General features: G+C 30.7%; 27 protein-coding genes. 24 read left to right on the top strand and 3 right to left on the bottom strand.

Translation table 11 applies throughout. The features are described 5' to 3' along the window. Positions 1–12: 12 nt before the first annotated feature. The 20 genes from G594_RS18890 to G594_RS19685 all read left to right on the top strand — a co-directional run bounded on the left by G594_RS18890 (position 13) and on the right by G594_RS19685 (position 14759). Complete coding sequence (locus tag G594_RS18890; protein ID WP_051196000.1) at positions 13–1215, top strand: phage portal protein; 1203 nt, start codon at positions 13–15, stop codon at positions 1213–1215. Beyond that, a complete protein-coding gene (locus tag G594_RS18895) occupies positions 1215–1949 on the top strand; it encodes a head maturation protease, ClpP-related (protein ID WP_051196001.1) in 735 nt (244 codons plus the stop codon). The genes G594_RS18890 and G594_RS18895 overlap by 1 nt, the downstream gene beginning before the upstream one ends. Further along, entirely contained in the window at positions 1949–3160 is a 1212-nt protein-coding gene (locus tag G594_RS0112235; protein WP_027098848.1) for a phage major capsid protein, read from the top strand. The genes G594_RS18895 and G594_RS0112235 overlap by 1 nt, the downstream gene beginning before the upstream one ends. A gap of 11 nt (positions 3161–3171) precedes the next feature. Next, a complete protein-coding gene (locus G594_RS19935) occupies positions 3172–3297 on the top strand; it encodes a Rho termination factor N-terminal domain-containing protein (protein ID WP_207636991.1) in 126 nt (41 codons plus the stop codon). 27 nt (positions 3298–3324) lie between these two features. Beyond that, positions 3325–3591: a head-tail connector protein gene (locus G594_RS0112240; protein ID WP_027098849.1), complete on the top strand. Its 267-nt coding sequence runs from the start codon at positions 3325–3327 to the stop codon at positions 3589–3591. Continuing rightward, on the top strand, positions 3581–3883 hold the full coding sequence (locus tag G594_RS0112245) for a hypothetical protein (protein WP_034866633.1): 303 nt from the start codon (positions 3581–3583) through the stop codon (positions 3881–3883). Before G594_RS0112240 ends, G594_RS0112245 begins: the two co-directional genes overlap by 11 nt. Further along, on the top strand, positions 3880–4275 hold the full coding sequence (locus G594_RS0112250) for an HK97-gp10 family putative phage morphogenesis protein (protein WP_027098851.1): 396 nt from the start codon (positions 3880–3882) through the stop codon (positions 4273–4275). The genes G594_RS0112245 and G594_RS0112250 overlap by 4 nt, the downstream gene beginning before the upstream one ends. A gap of 101 nt (positions 4276–4376) precedes the next feature. Beyond that, positions 4377–4601, top strand: a complete 225-nt coding sequence (locus G594_RS0112255; protein ID WP_051196002.1) for a hypothetical protein — start codon at positions 4377–4379, stop codon at positions 4599–4601. 5 nt (positions 4602–4606) lie between these two features. Beyond that, positions 4607–5191: a major tail protein gene (locus G594_RS0112260; protein WP_027098853.1), complete on the top strand. Its 585-nt coding sequence runs from the start codon at positions 4607–4609 to the stop codon at positions 5189–5191. Positions 5192–5236: 45 nt separating this feature from the next. Further along, complete coding sequence (locus tag G594_RS0112265) at positions 5237–5575, top strand: hypothetical protein (protein ID WP_027098854.1); 339 nt, start codon at positions 5237–5239, stop codon at positions 5573–5575. Between the two features lie 5 nt (positions 5576–5580). Further along, positions 5581–5790: a hypothetical protein gene (locus G594_RS0112270; protein WP_027098855.1), complete on the top strand. Its 210-nt coding sequence runs from the start codon at positions 5581–5583 to the stop codon at positions 5788–5790. A 17-nt stretch (positions 5791–5807) separates the two neighbouring features. Further along, a complete protein-coding gene (locus G594_RS19680) occupies positions 5808–7973 on the top strand; it encodes a phage tail tape measure protein (RefSeq protein WP_051196003.1) in 2166 nt (721 codons plus the stop codon). Beyond that, a complete protein-coding gene (locus tag G594_RS0112280; protein ID WP_027098856.1) occupies positions 7966–8661 on the top strand; it encodes a distal tail protein Dit in 696 nt (231 codons plus the stop codon). The genes G594_RS19680 and G594_RS0112280 overlap by 8 nt, the downstream gene beginning before the upstream one ends. Continuing rightward, entirely contained in the window at positions 8661–10493 is a 1833-nt protein-coding gene (locus tag G594_RS18910) for a phage tail spike protein (RefSeq protein ID WP_051196004.1), read from the top strand. The genes G594_RS0112280 and G594_RS18910 overlap by 1 nt, the downstream gene beginning before the upstream one ends. A gap of 10 nt (positions 10494–10503) precedes the next feature. Next, positions 10504–11151, top strand: a complete 648-nt coding sequence (locus G594_RS0112290) for a BppU family phage baseplate upper protein (RefSeq protein ID WP_027098857.1) — start codon at positions 10504–10506, stop codon at positions 11149–11151. 17 nt (positions 11152–11168) lie between these two features. Further along, positions 11169–11783: a collagen-like domain-containing protein gene (locus G594_RS0112295; protein ID WP_027098858.1), complete on the top strand. Its 615-nt coding sequence runs from the start codon at positions 11169–11171 to the stop codon at positions 11781–11783. Between the two features lie 12 nt (positions 11784–11795). Continuing rightward, positions 11796–13214: a M14 family metallopeptidase gene (locus G594_RS0112300; protein WP_027098859.1), complete on the top strand. Its 1419-nt coding sequence runs from the start codon at positions 11796–11798 to the stop codon at positions 13212–13214. 101 nt (positions 13215–13315) lie between these two features. Then, the gene (locus tag G594_RS0112305; RefSeq protein WP_027098860.1) at positions 13316–13555 is read left to right on the top strand and encodes a hypothetical protein; all 240 of its coding nucleotides are present in this window, start codon (positions 13316–13318) and stop codon (positions 13553–13555) included. 2 nt (positions 13556–13557) lie between these two features. Next, positions 13558–13893, top strand: a complete 336-nt coding sequence (locus tag G594_RS18915) for a hypothetical protein (RefSeq protein ID WP_051196005.1) — start codon at positions 13558–13560, stop codon at positions 13891–13893. 53 nt (positions 13894–13946) lie between these two features. Beyond that, on the top strand, positions 13947–14759 hold the full coding sequence (locus G594_RS19685) for an N-acetylmuramoyl-L-alanine amidase (protein WP_051196006.1): 813 nt from the start codon (positions 13947–13949) through the stop codon (positions 14757–14759). A 159-nt stretch (positions 14760–14918) separates the two neighbouring features. Here G594_RS19685 and G594_RS0112320 read toward each other — a convergent pair whose 3' ends face one another. Next, complete coding sequence (locus G594_RS0112320; protein WP_034866637.1) at positions 14919–15371, bottom strand: DUF2178 domain-containing protein; 453 nt, start codon at positions 15369–15371, stop codon at positions 14919–14921. Further along, a complete protein-coding gene (locus tag G594_RS0112325) occupies positions 15368–15538 on the bottom strand; it encodes a helix-turn-helix transcriptional regulator (protein WP_396334730.1) in 171 nt (56 codons plus the stop codon). Before G594_RS0112325 ends, G594_RS0112320 begins: the two co-directional genes overlap by 4 nt. A 1552-nt stretch (positions 15539–17090) precedes the next feature. Here G594_RS0112325 and G594_RS0112330 point away from each other — a divergent pair. From G594_RS0112330 to G594_RS0112345, 4 genes are all read left to right on the top strand, one after another. Then, the gene (locus tag G594_RS0112330; RefSeq protein WP_172458941.1) at positions 17091–18692 is read left to right on the top strand and encodes a Na/Pi cotransporter family protein; all 1602 of its coding nucleotides are present in this window, start codon (positions 17091–17093) and stop codon (positions 18690–18692) included. Between the two features lie 100 nt (positions 18693–18792). After that, entirely contained in the window at positions 18793–19443 is a 651-nt protein-coding gene (locus tag G594_RS0112335) for an N-acetylmuramoyl-L-alanine amidase (RefSeq protein ID WP_027098864.1), read from the top strand. Positions 19444–19583: 140 nt separating this feature from the next. After that, positions 19584–20426: a fumarate hydratase gene (locus tag G594_RS0112340; protein WP_027098865.1), complete on the top strand. Its 843-nt coding sequence runs from the start codon at positions 19584–19586 to the stop codon at positions 20424–20426. A gap of 9 nt (positions 20427–20435) precedes the next feature. After that, the gene (locus G594_RS0112345) at positions 20436–20999 is read left to right on the top strand and encodes a Fe-S-containing hydro-lyase (protein ID WP_027098866.1); all 564 of its coding nucleotides are present in this window, start codon (positions 20436–20438) and stop codon (positions 20997–20999) included. Between the two features lie 16 nt (positions 21000–21015). On the opposite strand, the gene G594_RS0112350 is transcribed toward G594_RS0112345, so the two are convergent. Then, on the bottom strand, positions 21016–21873 hold the full coding sequence (locus G594_RS0112350) for a YitT family protein (RefSeq protein ID WP_027098867.1): 858 nt from the start codon (positions 21871–21873) through the stop codon (positions 21016–21018). Between the last annotated feature and the right edge of the window lie 35 nt (positions 21874–21908).

The following is a 21908-nucleotide window of genomic DNA, read 5'->3' on the forward strand; positions in this document are numbered from 1 at the left end:
AGAAAGGGATATATGAAAATAATAGATAGATTATTTAATAGAAGTCCTTCTAAAACTAGATTTGAAATGATAGAAGATAGAGGGAACGGATTTTATGCTTGGAATGGTTCTATATACAAAAGTGATGTAATAAGAGCCTGTATTAGACCAAAAGTAAAGGCTATTGGTAAACTTGTGCCACAGCATATTAGAGATGATAAAGCAAATAATACTTTTAAAGTAAATCCTGAACCTTATATAAAATTTTTATATGAAGAGCCTAATTCTTATATGAGTGGACAAGTATTTAGAGAAAAGATGGCTACTCAACTAGCACTAAATAATAATGCTTTTGCATTACTTGTTAAAGATGAAAATGGATATCCAGTAGAAATGTATAACATTCCATGTGTGGGAGTAGAAGCAATTTACAATAAGCAAGGCGAGTTATTTTTAAAGTTTACTAATAGAAACGGAAGAGTAGTCACATATCCTTATACAGATATCATTCATTTAAGACAAGACATTAATGAAAATGATTTATTTGGTGATAGTCCAAGGGAAGCATTGTTACCATTAATGGAAGTAGTATCTACAACAGACCAAGGTATTGTAAAAGCTATTAAAAATAGTGGTGTAATTAAGTGGTTATTAAAGTTTAATACTGGTATGAGACCTGAGGATATTAGAAGCAACACAGAAGAGTTCACTAAAAACTTTTTAGATATTAATAATAGTGGAGGTGCTGCTGGAGTAGATGCAAAAGCAGATGCAAAACAAATAGAGCCCAAAGATTATGTTCCTAATGCAGCTATTATTGATAGAACAACTCAAAGGATGTATTCATTCTTTAATACAAATGATAAAATAGTTCAGTCTAGGTATACCGAAGATGAATGGAATGCTTATTACGAGAGTGAAATTGAACCTTTAGCAATGCAATGGAGCAATGAAGATACTAGAAAAATATTTACTAGAATGGAAAGAGGTTTTGGAAATAGGATAATATATTCAGCAAATAATCTTCAGTATTCTAGTATGGCTACAAAATTAGGATTAGTTGCAATGGTTGATAGGTCGGCTATGACACCTAATGAATGGAGAGAGGTTATGAATTTACCTCCTATAGAAGATGGAGATAAGCCATTAAGAAGACTTGATACTATGCAGGTAAATCAAATGGAAGAGAAGTTATATAATAAATTAATTAAAGAATTGAAAGGGGGTGAAGAATAATGATATATATTGATGTAAAAGGAGAGGTTGTACCTAGTGGTAATGAGTGGCTATATAGTTGGTATGGAATTCAAGCAACATCTCCAAATCAGGTCACAAGAGCTCTTAAAAATGCAAATGGTCAGCCAGTAACTATAAAAATAAATAGTGGTGGTGGTGATGTATTTGCAGGATGTGAAATATATAATGAATTAAAAAATTATAGTGGAGAGGTAATAATAGAAATACATGGATTGTGTGCAAGTATAGCAAGTGTTATTGCTATGGCTGGAAAGTGTAAAATGTCTCCGTTAGGTGAGATTATGATACATAATGTATCAACATCAACTAGTGGAGATTATAGAGATATGGAGCATAGTGTTGAAGTGCTAAAGAAAGCAAATAAAACAGTTGCTAATGCCTATATACTTAAAACAGGAATGTCAGAAGAAGAAGCATATAATTTAATGGATAAAGAAACTTGGCTTACTGCTGATGAAGCATTAGAGTTAGGATTAATTGATGAAATAATGTACTCTGATGAAAAGGTAGATAAAAATATGGTCAATCTATTAAAGAATAGTGCTAGAAAAATGTATAACTCTATTGGAAAGATAGACAACAACTTATTAGAAAAATTTAAAAATTATAATCCAGTTATAAATCATCCTATTCAAGAAAATAAGGATGATTTTTTTATGCAACAAAACAAAGCAAAATTAGAATTACTAAAATTAAAGGGAGGCGTTCTATAATGAACAAAGAAAAGTATTTAGAATTAAGAAATGGACTTTATACAGAGGCTGAAAATCTTATTAATGAAGGAAAATTAGAAGAAGGAAAAGCAAAAATGAAAGAAATATCAGACTTAGATAATAAGTTTGAAAAAGAAGCAACAGAATTAGCAAATTTAGCTGCATTAAAAGATAATGCAAAAGTATCTTTAGCAAATGGAGCTCCTATTAACAATTTAGGAGGTAATATTAGTTCATTTGGAGAAAATGCAGTAGAAGACGTATCTAACTCAATTGAGTATAGAAAAGCATTTATGAATTATGTAACAAAGGGGACTGCAATACCTGGAGAATTAAAAAATGTAGCAGGGCCAACTAAAACTACAGATGTAGGAGAAATGATTCCTGAAACAGTATTATCAAGAATAATTGAAAAGATGGAAGCTACAGGAATGATACTTCCATTAGTTACTAGAACTGCTTATAAAGGTGGATTAACTATTCCTACATCTACAGTAAAACCTACAGCAACTTGGGTAGCAGAGGGAGCAGGAAGTGAAAAGCAAAAGAAGTCTACAGGTTCTATAACATTTGCATACCACAAATTAAGATGTGCTATATCTAATTCATTAGAAGTAGAAACAATGGCGTTACCTATATTTGAGACAACTTTTATTAATAATGTAGTTGAAGCTATGACAAAAGCTTTAGAGCAATCTATTATAAATGGAGATGGATCTGGAAAGCCTAAAGGAATTTTAAAAGAAAGCGTTGCAGAAGGACAAAATGTTGATGTTGCAGCAGGAGGAAAGTTAGAGTATCAAACTTTAGTAAATGCAGAAGCAGCATTACCACTTTCATATGAAAATGGAGCAGTATGGTTTATGACTAAGAAGACATTTATGTCATTTATAGGAATGGTTGATACAAATGGCCAACCTATTGCAAGAGTAAATTATGGAATTAATGGTCAAGCAGATAGAAGTTTATTAGGAAGAAAAGTAATATTAAATGATTATATGGATTCATATACAGATACTGTAGAATCAGATAAAATAGTAGCGTTTTTATTTAATCCTTCTGACTATGTTCTTAATACCAATTTAAATATGACTATTAAGAGATATGAGGATAATGATACTGATGATCTAGTAACTAAAGCTGTAATGCTAGTTGATGGGAAAGTTGTAGATAAAAATTCACTTGTTACTATAACTAAAAAAAACGCTTAATTGAAGCAGAGTTGCATTCAGAAGTAGATTATTCAAACAATACAGTTGCTGAACTTAAGCGAATAGCTAAAGAAAATAATATTACTGGCTATTCTAGTATGAATAAAGTTCAGCTTATTAAAGCACTTAGTGAATAGCTAAGTGCTTTAATTATGAGGTGATATATGTTAGAGAAAGTCAAGTTATCGTTAAGGATAAAGAGTTCTAAGTTAGATGATGAAATAAATGATTTAATAGAAGCTTGCAAAATAGATTTGTCTATTAGTGGGGTTAGGCAAATAAAGGATGAGGATCCAATTATTCAAAGGGCAATAATAGTTTACTGTAAAGCTAATTTTGGTTTGGATAATAAAGACAGTGAGAAATATCAAAGATCATATGATTTGCTTAAACAATCTTTAAGTTTGTGTGGTGATTATAATGTGGTTTGATACTGTGGAATTAGGGAAATTAGTGATTGTAACTAATGACAATATGGTTGAAGAAGAAAAATTAGTTACTAGAGAAGTGTTTTGTAATGAAAAATCTGTAGGAACTAATGAATTTTATCTTAGTAATAAACATGGCAATGAGATTAAAGTTATATTAGAGGTAAAGCAAGTTGATTATGGAAAAGAGCCTTATGTTATTTATGAAAATGAAACATATAAGGTTATAAGAACATATAAAAAAGATACTGAAAATATAGAATTACATTGTACATTGGAGAAAGGGTTAGTATGAGTGCAGAATTAGATTTTAGCTGTATAGAAAAATTACAAGATAAACTTAAAGATATGGGGAAGAAAGGGACTACACTTGAAAATAAAGCGTTGTTAGCTGGAGCAGAAATAATCAACAAGGAAATAGTTAAGAATGCACCAGTTCGTAGAAAAGGCTCTAGAAATTCAAAAGAGAAACTTAAATTATCTAAAGTAAAGAAAGAAAAAGGCATTAAAGTAGTAAAAATAGGGGTACAGAAAGATGATAATAGTGAGGCCTTTTATCTTAAGTTTTATGAATATGGCACAAGTAAGCAAGTTGCAAGACCATTTATGAGACCAGCTTTTGAAAGAAAGAAGAAAGAAGCTTTTGAAAAGACAAAAGATGTAATAAGGGAGGGATTAGGATTATAAATATAAACCAATTAGTAGAAGAAACGTTAAGGAATATAGGTCTAAATGTTAGTTATAGAAAATATAGTGGTCCTAATGATACCTATATTACATTTTTTGAGGTGAACAACTATGATGAAGATTATAGTGATGGCACGAATGAAATAGAGGTACACTCTTTACAAATAGATTTATTTACTAAGAGTGATCCAACACAATTAAAAAAAGATATTAAACAAGCACTTAAAAGAAATTTTGAAGATGTTACGTACCAAGACTTATATGAGGTTGATACTAAAACATATCATATTGCTTTTAGGTGCTATTTTTATGAAGAAAAGGAGTGAATCAAATGGCAAGGATTAAAGGAGCAAAGAACTTTCACCTGGCTGATGTAACCACAAATGATGAAACATACACAGCAGAGGTACCTAAAAGGTGTGAAAGGCTTATTGCAATAGAAATTGAAACAAAGGCAGATAGTGAAAATGCTTATTCTGATGATGAAGTAGAGGAAACTGTATATGGAACAGTAGAAAGAACAGGAAAAGTTACACTTAACTATCTTACTCCAGAAACTAAATTGTTGATGTTTGGTGGTGAAATAGATAAAGATGGAGTATATTTTCCACCAGGAGAAGTTGAAGTAAAGCATAATGCATTAGGGTTTCAAATGCCTACTACTGGCAATAAAAATAAATATGCTTGGTATTATGATGTGGTTTTTGAATATCCAAATGAAAAGGCAGAAACTGCAGAGGGAAAACCAAAACTACAACAAGTTGAAATTCCATTTAAATGTTATAAAAATAGGCAATTAGATACACATGTGGCAGAACTAGATATGAATGGGGAAACAGCTAATGTTGCAAAAGAAAAAACTTGGTTTAAGCAAGTACCAACAGCAAAAGCACAGAGCCCAACGGAAGCAGAATAGAGGACTAGGGTAAAACCTAGTCTATATTTTTAGGAGGTATTTATAATGAAAGCAAAAGATTTGAAAAATATATTAGTACCGCTTGAATTATGTGGGAAAACATTTAAAATAGCATTTGATTTTAATGCTATTTGTGAATTAGATGAGGTTTATGGGGAAATGGATGAGGCAATTAATGCTATGAAGAACGGGAAAGGTAAATATAAGGCTCTAAGGGCATTAGTTTATTCATCTATAAAGCCTAGAAATGAGAAGATAACATTAGTTGAAGTTGGGGAATTGTTAACAGAAGCTATGAGCGATACTGAAAAAGCGAACTATATAATGGAGCAATTAAATAAAGCTATGGAGTTAGCTAGTCCCAATATGGAAGAGGGGGAATAGAAGCCGTGTCTGATGAAGAGGAGTATAAACCACTTGATTGGGCATGGCTTTATTATATGGCAACTGTAGAGTTAAGAATGAGTGAAAAAGAGTTTTGGAATTGTACACATAGAAAACTACAAGCTTTATTGAAAATTCATTTTGAAGTTCTTAATAAGAAAAATGGTATGGATGAAGAAGTAGAAGAAGTTTATGGCGACACTATTTCTCTTTAAAGGAAAGGAGGGATTAAATGTCAAGTGTAGATGAAATGGTCATAAAGTGGTCTATGGATAGCAAAAGTTTTAATGATGGACTTACAGCTATGAATAGAAATATGAGTGTTCTTAAGAGTGGATTTAATGCAACTGCAACTAGACTAAAAGCTTTTGGAAGTGAAACTGATCAGCTTAAGAATAAACAAAAATATTTAACAGAAGCAATTACTATTCAAAAGGGGAAAATAGACAGTCTTAAAAATAGTTATGATAAGCAAGTACAAGCAACAGGCGAAAATTCTAGAGAAGCACAGAACCTAGCTATAAAATTAAATAATCAGATTAGTTATTACAATAGACTTGAATCTGAGCTAAAACAAACTAATACTGAATTAGAACAGCAATCTAGTAAATGGAATAAAGTAAGTAAATCCTTAGAAAATACAAGCAAAAAATTAGAGGGGCTTGGAAGTAAGTTATCTGGTGTTGGGAATAAACTTACTTTCGGGTTAACTACCCCTTTGCTAGGAGCAGGAGCAGCATCTTTTAAATTGGCTAGTGATATGACAGAAAATATAAATAAAGTTGAGGTTGTTTTTGGAAAGAATGCTGAAAAAGTTCAGCAATGGTCTAATACCACACTAAAGCAATTTGGTATATCTAATATAAAAGCATTAGAGTTAGCTGGTGGATATGGTAACTTAGCAGTTAGTATGGGATTTAATTCAGATAAAGCTATGGAATTTGGTATAAGCTTGACAGGATTGGCAGCAGATATGGCATCACTGAATAATACAAGTCTAGAAGAAGCCAGTAATGCATTAAATGCCATATTTACTGGTGAAGCAGAGCCAATGAAAAAATTCGGTGCAATAATGACAGAAAATAATTTACAGTTATATGCTACTGAAAAGGGAATTAAAAAGAAAGTATCAGCCATGACAGATGAAGAGAAGATAACTCTAAGATATAATTTTGTATTAGATAAAACCAAAACAGCACAAGGAGATTTTGCAAGGAGTAGCGAATCTGCATCTAATCAGACAAAAACGTTTGGACAAGCTATGCAGCAATTAGGAGCAACGTTTGGAAATAATTTTTTACCAGTTATTACTCCATTTATAGTTAAATTAAATGATGTAATATTAAAGTTTGCTTCCTTGGATGTCAATACACAACAGAATATAGTTAAGTTTGGATTATTTGCAGTAGCTGTAGGGCCGGTTATAAGTACTATAGGTAAATTAAGCACAGGAATAGGAAAGACTATGGATTTTGCAAATAAGGCAGGACAATCATTTAAAAAGATGAAAGAAAGTCAAGCACTTGTAACATTAGCAACAAAGGCTCAAACTCTAGCTCAAAAAGCGCTTAACTTTGTTATGGGATTAAACCCAGTGACACTGATAATAACTGGGTTAATCGCTTTAGGAGCAACATTTACAATACTATACAATAAGTGTGAATGGTTTAGGAATGGAGTTAATGAAGTATGGTCTACTATAACAGGGATATTTACTAATTTTGATAATTTTCTAACTGGAATATTTACCATAGATTGGACTAATAACTTTGGAGTATTGGGAAATATATTTAATTCTTTCTTTGCAAACGTAAGTAACTATTGGGAAGCTATTAAAAATGTTTTTAGTGGAGTAATAGATTTTGTAGCTGGAGTGTTTACTTTAGATTGGTCTAGAGCTTGGGAAGGTGTAAAAAATATATTTGGCGGAATAATGGATGGATTAGGAGCTGTTATAAAAGCACCACTTAATACAGTTATAGGTCTTATAAATATGGCTATAGATGGATTGAATACAATAAGCTTTACTGCACCAGATTGGGTTCCAATAGTTGGAGGAAAACATTTTGGAGTTGATTTACCTAAAATAAATTATTTATACGAAGGTGGAATTATAGATAGACCTACATTTTTAAATAGCAATACAGTTGTAGGAGACAGCTATAAAGGACTCGGCAGGCAAGCAGAGGCTGTTATTCCATTAGCACAGATGTATAGTAATTTAAGAAAGATAGTTAAAGAAGAGGCAGGAGCAGGACAAACAATTATTTACACAACAAATATCTTTAAAGTTGATGGAAAGGAAATGTATAGAGAAACTACAAGAAAAGTAGTTAATACTATTAATAGAAGTACTAATAATTATAAGAAAGGGAAAGGAGGTTTTGCATATGGCTAAGTATTTTGTAGTATATGGAAACGAAACAAATTTAGATTTTAATACACATGTGGTTACAAGGCCAGTAAAACCTTCTGCGGAAATGCAATACGAGGAGATTAATATTCCTGGTAGAGAACCTTTATATAGAGAATTGTATTATAAAGATATAGAAGTTCCTATATCTTTTAATTTTGTCTCTAAGCCTTCCGAATGGGAAAATGACTTTAGAAGAATAAAGAGATGGATTAACAGTGGTTCTGAAATATTAAAATTTAGTGATGATCTAGAAGTGTGCTATAAAGTTAAAAGAGTAAGAATAGATACACCAGAAAGAGTATTAAAAAGGCTAGGAAAGTTTACAGTTATATTTACTTGTAGTCCATATGTTTATTTTTGTGATGGAATGGAAGAAAGAGAATTAGAACAATATTTATATAATCATGAAATGGTTACAAAGCCTATTTATCGTATAACAGGAGAAGGGTTATTAAAACTTAATATAAATGGTAAGGAAGTACAAATAAATGTAGGACAGGAAGTTATAGTAAATACAGAGTTAGGTTTATGTTTTAGAGATGGAATAATAAACAATGTAGCTCTAAAAGGCTCTTATGCAGATATGTACCTACAAGAAGGAGATAATACATTTGCATGGAGTGGTAACTTTAAAATATATATCATTCCAAATTGGAGGTGCTTAAGTTAATGAATCAGATAGAAATATATCTTAAGACTAATACAAATTATTCAATGAATGGAGATATTACATTAACCCCTATATCCTGCACATATAAAGCAAGTGAACATTTAGTTACTTTAGAGCATCCAATAGATGATATTGGAAGATGGAAGTATGTAGACTATGAAAATGTAATATCAGTTGAAGATGAAAAGAAAAAGCTTTATAGAATTTTTAATGTAGTAAAGTCTTTGGATGGTATAACAGCTTATGCAAGGCCTTTATTTTTTGATTTAATAGATAATGTTTTGTTAGATGTTAGACCAACTCTAAAGAATGGAGAGGATGCATTAAATATAATTCTAGAAGGTACTGGATTTACTGGACATAGTAATATATCTACTGTAAATACATCTTATTATGTGAGAAAAAACATAGTAGAAGCTATTTTAGGAGATGATGAAAATTCATTTTTAAATAGATGGGGGGGAGAAGTTCTTTTAGATAACTTTGATGTTTATATTAATGATAAAGTTGGTTCTGATAATGGAGTAAGAGTTGAATTAGGTTACAACTTAAATGAAATAGAAGAAGATATAAATATAGAAGAAGTTGCTACAAGAATAATTCCAACTGGTTATAATGGAATAATGCTTGATGGTAGTACTCCATGGGTAGATAGTCCACTTATAAATAAGTATACAAAGCCTAAGATGAGAGTTATAAATTTTGATGATGTTAAGGTCAAAGAAGCAGAAACAGATGAAGAAGGATTTGACACTATAGAGGAAGCAAGGACAGAGTTAATAAAGAGATGTAATAAACTTTATGAGGAAGGCATAGACAAGCCAAGTATTAATTATAAAATAGATATGATTAATCTGGCCAATACCACAGCTTGTAAAGATTATATTAAATTAGTAACTGTTAATGAAGGTGACACAGTAACGTGTTATATTCCAGGATTAGATATAGATGTTAACTCTAGAGTTATAGATTATGAAAAAGACCTTATAACAGGAGAATATATATCATTAGAGTTAGGAAATGCTATTTCTAACTTTTTTAAAGAACAAGCAGATGTACAAAGTAAAATTAATAATATATTAAATTCTAATGGAACAGTAAAAGGAAATGAAATACAAGGATTTTTAGATGCGACTAAAGCTAAGTTAGTAGCACAAAAAGAGATTGGACAATTACAAGATGTAAGAGCATTTATATGGGAAGACTTAGATCCTAATTCTCCTACATATGGGTGTATGATTGGAGGAAGTGCTGGAATACAGATTAGTCAACAAAGAACTCCAGACGGAAAGGATTGGGATTTTACTACTGCTATAACAGCAGAAGGACTAATAGCTGATAAAATTGTAGGAAGATTATTTTCTTCTAAGAATGGAATGACAAAAATATGGATGGAAACTGGTACATTTGAAAGTGAACTACCAGATGGTAGTAAAATAGTTATAAGTCCAGAGAAAGGCTTTTATAATAAGTTTGGAGATAGTGAAAGGGAATATCATCACCTTCAATATAGTGGCTATGTTACTTTACCAGCACATAGTTCGCCTAATATGGGAGGATTAACCTTTGCGTATGTAAATTTACCAGAAGAATTTAGAAACAAAGATGTAAGTGTATCAGTATCTATTAGAACTATAGATGATTATTGGGATGGTAATACTAATGATATGTGGGTTCCTAAGCGAGTAGATTGTAGAGGTGCTAAGGCAAGTGATAACAGAATAGAAATAGGAGGAATGCTAGCTTATTCAAATATAAGTAATCCAGGAGCTGATAATGCTTTAGTATATAAAAATGAAAAATTAACTATTAATTATACGGTAGTGGCATAGGAGGAGGATTATGAAATTTCTAAGGAAAATTAATTTAGAGATTAATAAAGATCTATACGATCCTATAAAAGTTAAACAAAATGACACAGCAAGGTACTTATTATTTAATTTATTAGATAATAGAGTACCTTTTTCATTGGAAAATAAAACAGTAAGGGTATATGGAGTTAAACCAGATGGAACAAAAGTATTTAATAATCTAACTATAGTTAACGCACAAGGTGGTTTGGCAGAGTTACAGCTTACTTCACAGATGTTAGCTAAAAGTGGGTGGCTTAAATTAGAGTTAGTAATTTATGAAGCTACAGATATATTATCGACTATTAAATTTGATATAGATGTAATAGCATCTTTAAGAGATGATGCAGCTATAGAAAGCACTAATGAGTTTTCAGCGTTGACATTAGGTCTAAATAAACTTGATGAGTGGGATAAATACTTTAAAGAAGCTAGTGGAAGAATTGAGGAAAAATATACAGAAAGACTAAATAATATTGAAATATCTTTGGGAGAAAAATCTAACATAATTGTTTGTGAAGAAATTCCATCAGTAAAGAAGGAAAATACATTTTATTTTAAAGTTACTGAGAAGCAGAGTGTAAGTGGCGGAAGTCAGAACATAAAAGTATCACCCAATATGGGGATAAAAATAGTTTAAGAAAGGAAGATGAAAAAGTGGCTGAATTAAGAAAAGTAAGAGTTCAATTATTAAATGAAAGTACAGGTGCGGTTGAAGAAGAGGTAAATGTTCTAACATCTGCGGACTGTGTTACTTTTGCTGATGGAGAAACATTTGAACAAAAGTTAGCATCAGGTGAATTAACAGGACCTAAGGGAGCAACAGGAGCTCAAGGGCCCCAAGGGATACAAGGACCTAAAGGTGAAACAGGAGAGCGAGGAGCAACTGGTGCAGCAGGAGCAAAAGGTGTTTCAATGAGATTATTGGGTGCATGGTCAAGTTCTATTGCTTATGTAAATAATTCTGCTTATATAGATATTGTTACATATAGTGGTAATACATATGCTTGTAAAACGTCTAATACTGGCCAAACTCCTACAAATACAACTTACTGGACTTTAATAGCACAAAAAGGAGCACAAGGTACTCAAGGCCCAAAAGGAGATACTGGTGCAGCTGGACCACAAGGACCGCAGGGGGCAACAGGGGCGAAAGGAGCAACTGGCTCTCAAGGACCTAAGGGAGATAAAGGGGATCCAGGAGATACAGTAAAGGTCGGAACAAGTTTAAGTAGTGCTACACAGAAGAAGCTTTTCTTTAAAATAGTTTAGGAGGTGCAAAGGATGACTATAAATAAGATTGAGATACAAGATGAGAACGGAAACATATATCATCCTCATACTACTTCTGATGTGGTTTTTGATGCTGATGGAAGAAGTTTAAAAGATAATATTAATTCTTTCTTTTTTAGTCACAAAGAAAAAAGTGGAAATTTACTAAACATAACTAATTATACTAGTGGTCAATATTATTCACTTTTTAATGCTTTAGTAGCTGAATTTCCGTATCTTTTAGAGCAAACAACATTAGGTAAAGACCAAAGTAATACTAAGGATATAAAAAGAATAGTATATACTCCGAGTGGTGGATATTCTAAAACATTAATGATTACTTGTGGGGTACATGGTGATGAACCTTATTCTCCTTACTATTTATATTTACTATTAAATTATTTATGTAAGGGTGAAAATTTACCTCCACAATTAGATTTTATTAAGAGAAATGTAAGGATAGTTGGAATAGAGGTAGTTAATCCTTATGGCATGGATGCAAGTCCCAAGACAAGATACAATTCTAGACACGTAGATATTAATAGAAACTTTGATTTTAATTGGAGTAATCAACCTTCTTATACAACAGATCCTACTCATCCATACTACAAAGGTTCTGCTCCTTTTAGTGAAAAAGAAAGTCAATACGTCCGCGATGTTATGAGTAGTTATTCAATTGATGGATTTTTAGATTTGCATAACTTTGTGGATGTTGAGGCGAAAAGAGATTATGTTCTGTATGGTGATGAAGTAACTGAAAAAATATCTAAAGAAGTATTTAGATATTTAAACATAGGTCATAGTTATGTTGCTGAAATTCTATCTACTGCAAATGATAGTTGTACTAACAATTATGCAAGTAAAGTTAAAGGAATACCAGGGGTTTGCATAGAGTGTGTTAGAAAGTCGGGGACTATAGGAGATTATGCTAATCAACTTAAATTTATGAATTTAATAACAAATTATATAATATGTATGGCTAACATCAACAAAAATTCAGCTATGGATGTTGGTGGCATTGTTATGGATAGAATGGATTTTGAGTATCCAGGAAGTTCTTCAGTATCCTTCCCGGAATCTAAAAACTTTGTAAAAATGGAGGCTTACGATAAAACATTAACATTTGATAAAGATGGAATTTTATTAATTGATGGATTTGTAACAGGTGCAAATATGACAGGAGTTTCGGGTGAAGTTCCATCAGGTAGTACGAGCTTAGATCCAAGAGTTACTACAGGAGGGGTAACAACAAATAGACTTAATGCAAGCTATGCGTGGGGATTAGCGTATAACTTACCAATATCTATGCGAATTAAAGTTACTAAAGGAAGTCCACTAAAGTTCGAACTTTGGGGATGCTATGATGGAAGTACAGGAGCAGGGAGAATAAAAAGAGTTAAAATAAATTTTGTATTTATACCTATTTCTTAATAAACCAAAAGGACGAACTAAAAGTAAATAAGATTTAAGAGAGATTAGAAGAAATTCTAGTCTCTTTTTTATACAAAAAATTAATAGAAGAGAGGTGCAAAATGAATGACATAACAGGCGTGTTTAATACATTTGTATTTCCAGTAGCTCTATGTATAGTGCTTATTTGGTTTCTTTATAAAAAGATATGGCTAAGAATAGAACTTACTTTAGATAGAGTTACAAAAACCAATGAAGAACTTTCAGAAAGTAATAGAATTTTATCTCAAAGTATGAATGAGAAAATGTCAGATTTAAATAGGAAAGTTGATAAAATAATTGATTTAAGAGGAGAGATGTAAAAATGGAAAAATTAATAATGTTAGTAGTAGTTGCTATTATTGCAGAGAGCGTGTGGGAAACACTTAAGATGACTTGGCAAGATGGAAAGGTAAAGGTAGATAGAGTTGGAGCATTAGTTGTTAGTATGCTAATAGTATTTGGTACAAGATTAGATATATTAGCACTTTTAGAAATAGAGACTGTAATACCTTTCTTAGGGGTTGTTCTTACTGGAATACTTATTAGCAGGGGATCTAATTTTATACATGATCTATTAGTTAGGTTGAGCAACAAGAATACAGAAGTTCCAAAAGAAATTAGTCCTAAGGGAGAAATAACAAATTTTAATGGAAAGTAAGAGTAGTCAAATAGGCTACTCTTTTAATTTATTTAATAGAAGGAGGAAAAGATATGATAATAGGAATAGACAAAGGACATAGTACATGGGATAAAAGTCCGTGTGGAGCTGTAGGTTTACTTAATGAATCTAAAGAGAATAGACAAGTTGGAGATAAGGTTATACAAAAGTTAAGAGCTTTAGGCCATACAGTAATAGATTGTAGTTGTAATAGTGCTAGCTCTGTAAATGAACAGCTAGCAGCTATAGTTAATAAAGCTAATGCACAAAAGTTAGATCTATTTTTAAGCTTACATCTTAATGCTGGTGGAGGTACAGGAGCAGAGATATATACTACCAATACTAGTGGAGCTAAGGAAGAAGCTAAGAGATTAATAGAAACTTATTGTAAGAGAACAGGGTTTAGAAATAGAGGGCATAAGTATAAAGAACTATATGTATTAAGGCATACAGTAGCGCCAGCTATGCTAATAGAAATGGCTTTTGTAGATACAGAAGCAGACTTTAAAAAGTGGAATGACTTAGGAGCAGAGTTAATAGCAAATGCAATAGTAGAAGGAATTACAGGGCAAGTAGTGCAAGAAAAACCTGTAGAAAATAAACCTATAGTTAAGGAGGAAGGAAAATTGTTAAAGAATTGTAAGAAGAACGTATTAAAATATGGAGCAAAGGGGACTTATGTATTTTTAGCACAATCAAGTATGAAAGCTTTAGGATTATATAATGGCCCTATAGATGGTTCATATGGTCCGGCTAAAGGTAATGGAAGCTTTTATCAAGGTGTTGTAAATTTAAATGCTAAATTAGGATTTAAGAACGACAGTAATTTAGGTCCTGCATGTTGGGAGTATATTTTAACTAAGTAGTATAATAAAGTTGGTCTTAAATTGCTAATCAAATAAAAAATACAGTAAGTATAGTGAATATTATTACTTACTGTATTTTTTCTGCAAGGTAAATAGTGTTTTTATGACAGCGTATATTAGCTGGAAGTATTATACATTACAAACTAACATAATTGCTAATTACCCATTATTCTTTAATTTTCTATAGTATACAATTCCAACGACGTATAGAACAATCCATAACGCGGAAAGATATAATATTATTAGTAAAGAATTATAAATTTCTAATGCATTAAGGATTGAAAATATGATAATTGATATAGGAATAATTATCATACCTATTATATATGCGTATCTACCAGCCTTATCTCTATATAAAGTATTTCTTTCATCATGTAATATTATTTCTTCATTTTCAATTTTTTTTGAAAGTTTATCCACTCTTTTTGGATTGCTCCAGTAAAAATATCGGGATATCATTATTATACCTACAACTATTCCTGCACCTGCAAAACCTGAAAATAAACTACTTAGTTTACCTTCGTTTAAGCAGGTCATAACAACAAAGAAAATGCCAGCTAAGATATAACAAATTCCATACCATAGATTATTTTTTAATTCGTTCTTTTTCACTTTTGGCTCTCCTTCCATAAAAAAATTTCTTCAATTGGCATTTCAAATAAATCAGCTATTTGAAATGCAAGTTCTAAAGAGGGGTTGTATTTCCCAGTTTCTATAGCACTAATAGTTTGCCTTGATACCTTAAGTAACTTTGAAAGCTCATCTTGATTTAGCCCCATTTTTTTTCTTATATGTTCAACACGGTTTTTCAGAATATCGCCTCCTTTTTTGTAAATGTTCCTTTACAATTTTAATATATAATGATTAATACCTTTTGTCAAGTTTCCTTTACAAAAGATTTGATTTTATTCTTTTTTTGTATAAATAAAGTGTTGCTTATAAACAAACTTTTGATCAATAATTTTTAAGAGTATAATATATGTTTAACAGCATTAAAAAAGAGCGATTAATCACAATAGGGGAGGATTAATCGCTCTTTTTGTTTATATATGGTTCTAGGAGTATTAATTTAATTGAAAATTAATACCAACTTATGTTTCAATAAAAAAATATCATAAAAATAACAAAAAATCAATAAAAACTAATTTATGGTGTAAAAAGGTATATAGTTGGTTATACTTATAGATAAAAGCTAGTAGATAGGGATAAAACCTTGTTTGCTAGCTTTTTTTTATTAAATTCAGGAAAGAGCTTATAAGGTATTAAAAAAATTCTAGAACATGAGTCTCAAGAAACGACATAAAGGTATGCACAGATTTCTCAAGAGAATCTTAAAAAGGAATATAAGAGATTAGTAAGTAAAAAAAACGCTTCATTATATATAGATTATTTTAGGTATATTAATGTAACAAACATACAACTAACAAAATAGTTTATAAACTCGATAAATACTATATTTCAAATTCTCAAAGAGATAATACAAGAGTTTTTCAAAACCCCACAAACCAAATGTTTGTGGGGTTTATTTATATTTAAATTAATAAGTATTAAAAAAGCTAAGGACTTAATCCTTAGCTTTTTTTGACAGAAGAACTTTTAATTGTGGAATATATGTTCATAATAACCATGTCAACAGCTATAAATGGTTGTAACTTGTAAGGAATTTCATTGTTATTATACAAATAATAAATTAATATGAAAATATAAAAAATCAAGTGAAAAACATGGAAATAATTAATCCTTTTTTCTTTTATACTATCAATTAAAAGGTATAATTGACATAAAATAATTAATAGAAGCCAAAAAATGATACTCATGCTATATTCTCCTTATAATAGAAGTTCACATTTTAATTATATAACATAAATGTAAAATATTCCTTGAATTGTTTAGTAAATCTTTCTTTAGTATTCATTAAATAAATACATCCTTCTTAATATATATTATAAGTAGTTTCTATGTGTCCATCAAATTAGGTATACTCCAGAAGTGCGTGATACTGGAAAAAGAAAATTAGAAGAAATATTTAAAAAGAACAATAATAAAAAGGCATTTTGCTCACAGTTCAGAACATTACTATAAGTGACATATAACTAACAGAGTATATACAAGTCATTGAAATTACATAAACTCAAATTCTCAAAGACATAGTATGGAATATTCAAAAGAGAGGCTTTACATCTCTTTTTTATTGAGAAATATGGTAAAAAAAGGTTTATTAAATTCATGTTAAAAGTATTTATATTATATTAACAAAAGGTAAAAAATAAAGTAAACTAGGTTATGTAATGCTAGAAGAGTTGGAGGAGAAGAACCTTGGAATCAACAATAATGATAATTATGAAGTTAATGGGTGGTCTTGGACTATTTATTTATGGTATGAAGTTAATGGGAGATGGTCTAGAAAATGCAGCTGGGGATGGATTAAAAAAGATTCTTGAAAAAGTAACTAGCAACCCAATAAAGGCTGTTCTTGTTGGTGCTATTGTTACTGCTGTAATTCAAAGTAGTAGTGCAACAACAGTAATGGTTGTTGGATTTGTTAATGCAGGTTTAATGAATTTAACACAAGCTACAGGTATAATTATGGGTGCCAATATAGGGACAACAATAACTGCTCAGCTTGTATCATTTAAACTAGATCAAATAGCGCCGTTATTTGTATTTTTAGGAACAATAATGGTTATGTTTGCAAGAGGTAAAAAAAGAAAAGATATTGGTAATATAGTATTAGGTTTTGGTATCTTATTTACTGGAATGGGAATAATGAGTGGTGCAATGAAACCTTTAACTAGTTCACCAGTATTTGAGCAGTTAATAGTAACTATAGGAGATAACTGGCTTATAGGAGTAATTGCAGGTGCTACTATAACAGCAATATTACAAAGTTCATCTGCCACTACAGGTATATTAGTTGCATTGGCTACAGCTGGTGCTATTAACATACAGGTTGCCTTACCAATAATATTTGGATGTAATATAGGAACATGTATTACTGCTATCATTGCGAGTATTGGTGCAAATAAAACTGCGCATAAGGCTGCAGCAATACACTTGATATTTAATATAGTGGGAACAATAATATTCTTACCATTCTTAGGATTGCTAGGAGTAGCAGTAACTAAGATGAGCCCAGATGTTAGCAGACAAATAGCTAATGCACATACAGTATTTAATATTGTAAATACAATGTTATTACTTCCATTTAGCAAATACTTAATTGTAATAGTTAATAAAATCATTCCTGGTGAAGACGAGGAAGAAAAGGCTGGACCTAAATATATAGATGATAGATTATTAGAAACACCTGTAATAGCAGCAGGGCAAGTTATAAAAGAAACTATAAGAATGGCTAATAAGGCTAAAAAGAATTTAGAATTATCTATGGATGCATTCTCTAATCAAGATGAAAAGTTAGTTGAAAAGGTATATGAGAATGAGAAGATAATTAATATCTTAGAAGAATCAATAACTACATACTTAGTAAAGCTTGCTAAATGTGAAATGTCAGATAGAGAGAAAGATATTGTTGCATCTACTTTCCATGTAATAAACGATATAGAGAGAATTGGAGATCATGCTGAAAATGTAGCAGATTTAGCCTCTCAAAGAATTAATAGAGATTTATCATATAGTTCAGATGCAATGGAAGAGCTATATGAGATATATAATTATACAGTAAATGCGTTAGAGATTTCTATAGAAAGTTATGCTAATAGAGATGTGGAAAAAGCTAGAAGTATAAGAGCTATAGAATCAAGAATAAATTCTTCGCAAAAGAAATTTAGAGATAAACATATTAAGAGACTATATGATGGAAAATGTAATGCATATGCAGGTGCCATATTCTTAGATTTAATAAGTAATTTTGAAAGAATTGGAGACCATTCAACAAATATAGCAGAGAGTGTTATTGAAAATTATTCAGCATAGTTTAATCCCCCATAATTTATGGGGGATTTTTTCTTTGAATAAATGGACAAATTAATCACATAATAACTTTGTGATAATAAGTTTGAATGGAGGATGCACTATGAAAGTAAGACGAATAATAGTGGCAGTGTTTATAGCATTATTAATGATAAAAGTACCTGTTATGGCAGAAGAAGTATCAAAAGGCATTGTACTTATAGATGCTGGTCACGGTGGCATTGATGGTGGTGCACAATCAAGAAATGGAACTATTGAAAAAGATATAAATCTTCAAATTAGTAAAAGATTAAAAGAAAAACTTGAAAAAGAAGGATATAAGGTATACATGACTAGGGAGGAAGATAAAGAATTATCTCCTAAAAAGGTAAAAGATTTAGAGGCTAGATGTAAAATGAAGATAGAAACTAAATGTGATATTTTCATTTCAATACATCAAAATAAGTTTAATAGTGAAAAATGTTTTGGAGCTCAAGTATGGTATGCAAGTAACGAAAAAAGTATGAAATTAGCAAAGTATGTACAAGGTTCCTTAAAAGAAGTAGTAAAAGATAATAACAAGAGATTAGAAAAGGCCGCAAAAGAACAATATAAGATATTAAGAGATAAATATGATGGTGCTTGTTTAATAGTAGAATGTGGTTTTTTATCAAATAATGAAGAAGAACAAAGGTTAAAAAGCGAAAGCCATCAAAATCAAATTGTAGAGGGAATAACAATTGGAATAAATAAATATTTTGATGAAATAAAATAAATTTCCGGGGAAATATGTAGAAGAAAGAAGGTGTTTGTATGCACCTTCTTTTTTATTACGAATTTTGCAAGTAATTGAAAAGTAAATGAACTATTAGTATAATATGGATGTAAGTTATATTAGAGGTAGAGGTGAAGTTTATGAGAGAGATAAATGTAAGAGAAATAGAAAATGTAGTTAAACAATTATGTATTGATGCAAATTATTATATAAGTGATGATATAAAAGATGCTTTAAATAAATTTAAAGAAGAGGAACCATTCATGATAGCTGAGGATGTATTAGATAAAATTTTATTAAATGCAGATATAGCTGCTAATGAGAATGTCCCAATATGCCAAGATACTGGAATGGCTTGTATTTTTATAGAAGTTGGACAAGATGTTCATTTTGTTGGGGGATTACTTGAAGATGCAATTAATGAAGGGGTAAGAAAAGGATATGATGAGGGATTTTTAAGGAAGTCAGTAGTGAAAGACCCTATAGATAGAATAAATACTAAAGATAATACTCCAGCTGTAATATACTATAATCTAGTAAAAGGGGATAAGGTCAAAATTACTTTGGCACCTAAAGGGTTTGGCTCTGAAAACATGAGTAAAATAGCAATGTTAAAACCAGCTGACGGTTTAGAAGGTGTTAAAAAGTTTATTTTGGATACAGTTAAGCAAGCTGGACCTAACCCATGTCCCCCTATGGTTATTGGAGTTGGAATTGGTGGTACTTTTGATAAGGCTGCATATTTGGCTAAGAAGGCATTAATTAGACCAATAAATGAAAGAAATAAAAATGAATTTTATAAAGATCTTGAAATTGAACTTTTAGAAAAAGTTAATAAGTTAGGTATAGGACCACAAGGTTTTGGTGGAAGAACAACAGCCATTGGATTGAATATAGAAACTTACCCTACCCACATAGCAGGATTACCTGTTGCAGTAAATATAAATTGTCATGCTACAAGGCATAAAGAGATAATATTATAGGAGGTAATTATGGAAATAAATTTAAAAACACCATTAACTGAAGAAAAAGCAAAAAGCTTAAAGGCTGGAGATACTATATTATTATCAGGTACAATTTATACTGCAAGGGATGCAGCCCATAAAAGATTAATAGAATTAGTAGATATGGGAGAGGAGTTGCCTTTCAATATCAAAGATGAAATAATTTATTATGTTGGACCTACTCCAGCAAAGCCTGGGGAAGTTATTGGTTCAGCAGGGCCAACTACTAGTTATAGAATGGATCCATATGCTCCAATACTTTTAGATTTAGGTCTTAAAGGAATGATAGGAAAAGGTTCAAGAAGTGAAGAGGTAATAAATGCAATTATAAGAAATAAGGGGATTTACTTTGGTGCTATTGGAGGAGCAGGAGCATTAATAGGTAAGAGTATTATTAGTTCAGAAATAATAGCATATAACGATTTAGGTGCAGAAGCTATTAGAAAAATTGAAGTTAAAGATATGCCATTGGTTGTTATAGTAGATACTGAAGGAAACAATTTATATGAAATTGGACAAAAGAAATATTTAGATAGCAAAAAAGCCAGATAAAATATCTGGCTTTTTATTATAGGTTTTGGAATCCACGCCCTTTAACTTCAGAAACGTCTAAGATACTAATAAAAGCTTTGGGGTCGCATGATAATATTCTGTTTTTTAAAGTAATCATCTGCCTAGAGGTAACTAGACAGTATAACATTCTCTTGTCTTGATCTGTAAACTCTCCTCTTGCAGGAAGAGTAGTGACTCCTCTATGCATATCAGCTATTATATATTTAATAATTTCTTCTTCTTTTTCAGTTAGTATCATCATTAACTTTTTACTTGAGAAACCTCTTATAACTTGGTCCAATACAAGACCTTGAATAAACATTGATATTAATGTATATAAAGCTCTAGGAATACCAAATATTATAGCTCCTATAGTTACTATTATTAAATTTATAGCAAAGTTAACTGCTCCTATATTAAAATTAGAATATTTTTTTCTAATTAGCATGGTTATTATATCTGTACCACCAGCAGAGCCATTACGCAAAAAAACAAGTCCGTAACCTATTCCGCATAAAATCCCTCCGTAAATACAGTAAAGAAGCATATCATTTACTTTTATATATGAAGAAAATTGCTTAGTAATGATTAGTGACGTTGATAATGAAACCATACCTACGGCAGAATAAATGGTAAAATCTTTACTTAATTTTTTATAACTTAATATAAAAAGTGGGATATTTAAAATAAAAAGAGTAATACCAGAGGAGATATTCCACATGTATTCTAAAATAAGTGCAATACCTGTAGCACCACCACTTAATAATTGAGCATGACTCAAAAACAAGTTAATACCTAAAGATGCTATAAAGCAACCAATAAAAATAATAATTACATCTAAAATAAAGCTTTTGTTATTTTTTATAATTTCCATAAAAAAACCCCTAAATTAAAAAATTAATCATTTGA

The sequence above is a fragment of the Clostridium paraputrificum AGR2156 genome (assembly GCF_000424025.1).
GTDB classification, from domain to species: domain Bacteria; phylum Bacillota; class Clostridia; order Clostridiales; family Clostridiaceae; genus Clostridium; species Clostridium paraputrificum.

Coding starts and splice junctions, on each gene's coding strand:
- G594_RS0112340 (WP_027098865.1), top strand. CDS start 19,584: ATGAGAGAGATAAATGTAAGAGAAATAGAAAATGTAGTTAAACAATTA.
- G594_RS0112325 (WP_396334730.1), bottom strand. CDS start 15,538: ATGGGGCTAAATCAAGATGAGCTTTCAAAGTTACTTAAGGTATCAAGG.
- G594_RS0112330 (WP_172458941.1), top strand. CDS start 17,091: ATGATAATTATGAAGTTAATGGGTGGTCTTGGACTATTTATTTATGGT.
- G594_RS0112245 (WP_034866633.1), top strand. CDS start 3,581: ATGTGGTTTGATACTGTGGAATTAGGGAAATTAGTGATTGTAACTAAT.
- G594_RS0112280 (WP_027098856.1), top strand. CDS start 7,966: ATGGCTAAGTATTTTGTAGTATATGGAAACGAAACAAATTTAGATTTT.
- G594_RS0112350 (WP_027098867.1), bottom strand. CDS start 21,873: ATGGAAATTATAAAAAATAACAAAAGCTTTATTTTAGATGTAATTATT.
- G594_RS19680 (WP_051196003.1), top strand. CDS start 5,808: ATGTCAAGTGTAGATGAAATGGTCATAAAGTGGTCTATGGATAGCAAA.
- G594_RS0112265 (WP_027098854.1), top strand. CDS start 5,237: ATGAAAGCAAAAGATTTGAAAAATATATTAGTACCGCTTGAATTATGT.
- G594_RS18910 (WP_051196004.1), top strand. CDS start 8,661: ATGAATCAGATAGAAATATATCTTAAGACTAATACAAATTATTCAATG.
- G594_RS0112345 (WP_027098866.1), top strand. CDS start 20,436: ATGGAAATAAATTTAAAAACACCATTAACTGAAGAAAAAGCAAAAAGC.
- G594_RS0112235 (WP_027098848.1), top strand. CDS start 1,949: ATGAACAAAGAAAAGTATTTAGAATTAAGAAATGGACTTTATACAGAG.
- G594_RS0112250 (WP_027098851.1), top strand. CDS start 3,880: ATGAGTGCAGAATTAGATTTTAGCTGTATAGAAAAATTACAAGATAAA.
- G594_RS0112300 (WP_027098859.1), top strand. CDS start 11,796: ATGACTATAAATAAGATTGAGATACAAGATGAGAACGGAAACATATAT.
- G594_RS0112290 (WP_027098857.1), top strand. CDS start 10,504: ATGAAATTTCTAAGGAAAATTAATTTAGAGATTAATAAAGATCTATAC.
- G594_RS0112240 (WP_027098849.1), top strand. CDS start 3,325: ATGTTAGAGAAAGTCAAGTTATCGTTAAGGATAAAGAGTTCTAAGTTA.
- G594_RS18895 (WP_051196001.1), top strand. CDS start 1,215: ATGATATATATTGATGTAAAAGGAGAGGTTGTACCTAGTGGTAATGAG.
- G594_RS0112260 (WP_027098853.1), top strand. CDS start 4,607: ATGGCAAGGATTAAAGGAGCAAAGAACTTTCACCTGGCTGATGTAACC.
- G594_RS0112335 (WP_027098864.1), top strand. CDS start 18,793: ATGAAAGTAAGACGAATAATAGTGGCAGTGTTTATAGCATTATTAATG.
- G594_RS0112305 (WP_027098860.1), top strand. CDS start 13,316: ATGAATGACATAACAGGCGTGTTTAATACATTTGTATTTCCAGTAGCT.
- G594_RS18890 (WP_051196000.1), top strand. CDS start 13: ATGAAAATAATAGATAGATTATTTAATAGAAGTCCTTCTAAAACTAGA.
- G594_RS19685 (WP_051196006.1), top strand. CDS start 13,947: ATGATAATAGGAATAGACAAAGGACATAGTACATGGGATAAAAGTCCG.
- G594_RS18915 (WP_051196005.1), top strand. CDS start 13,558: ATGGAAAAATTAATAATGTTAGTAGTAGTTGCTATTATTGCAGAGAGC.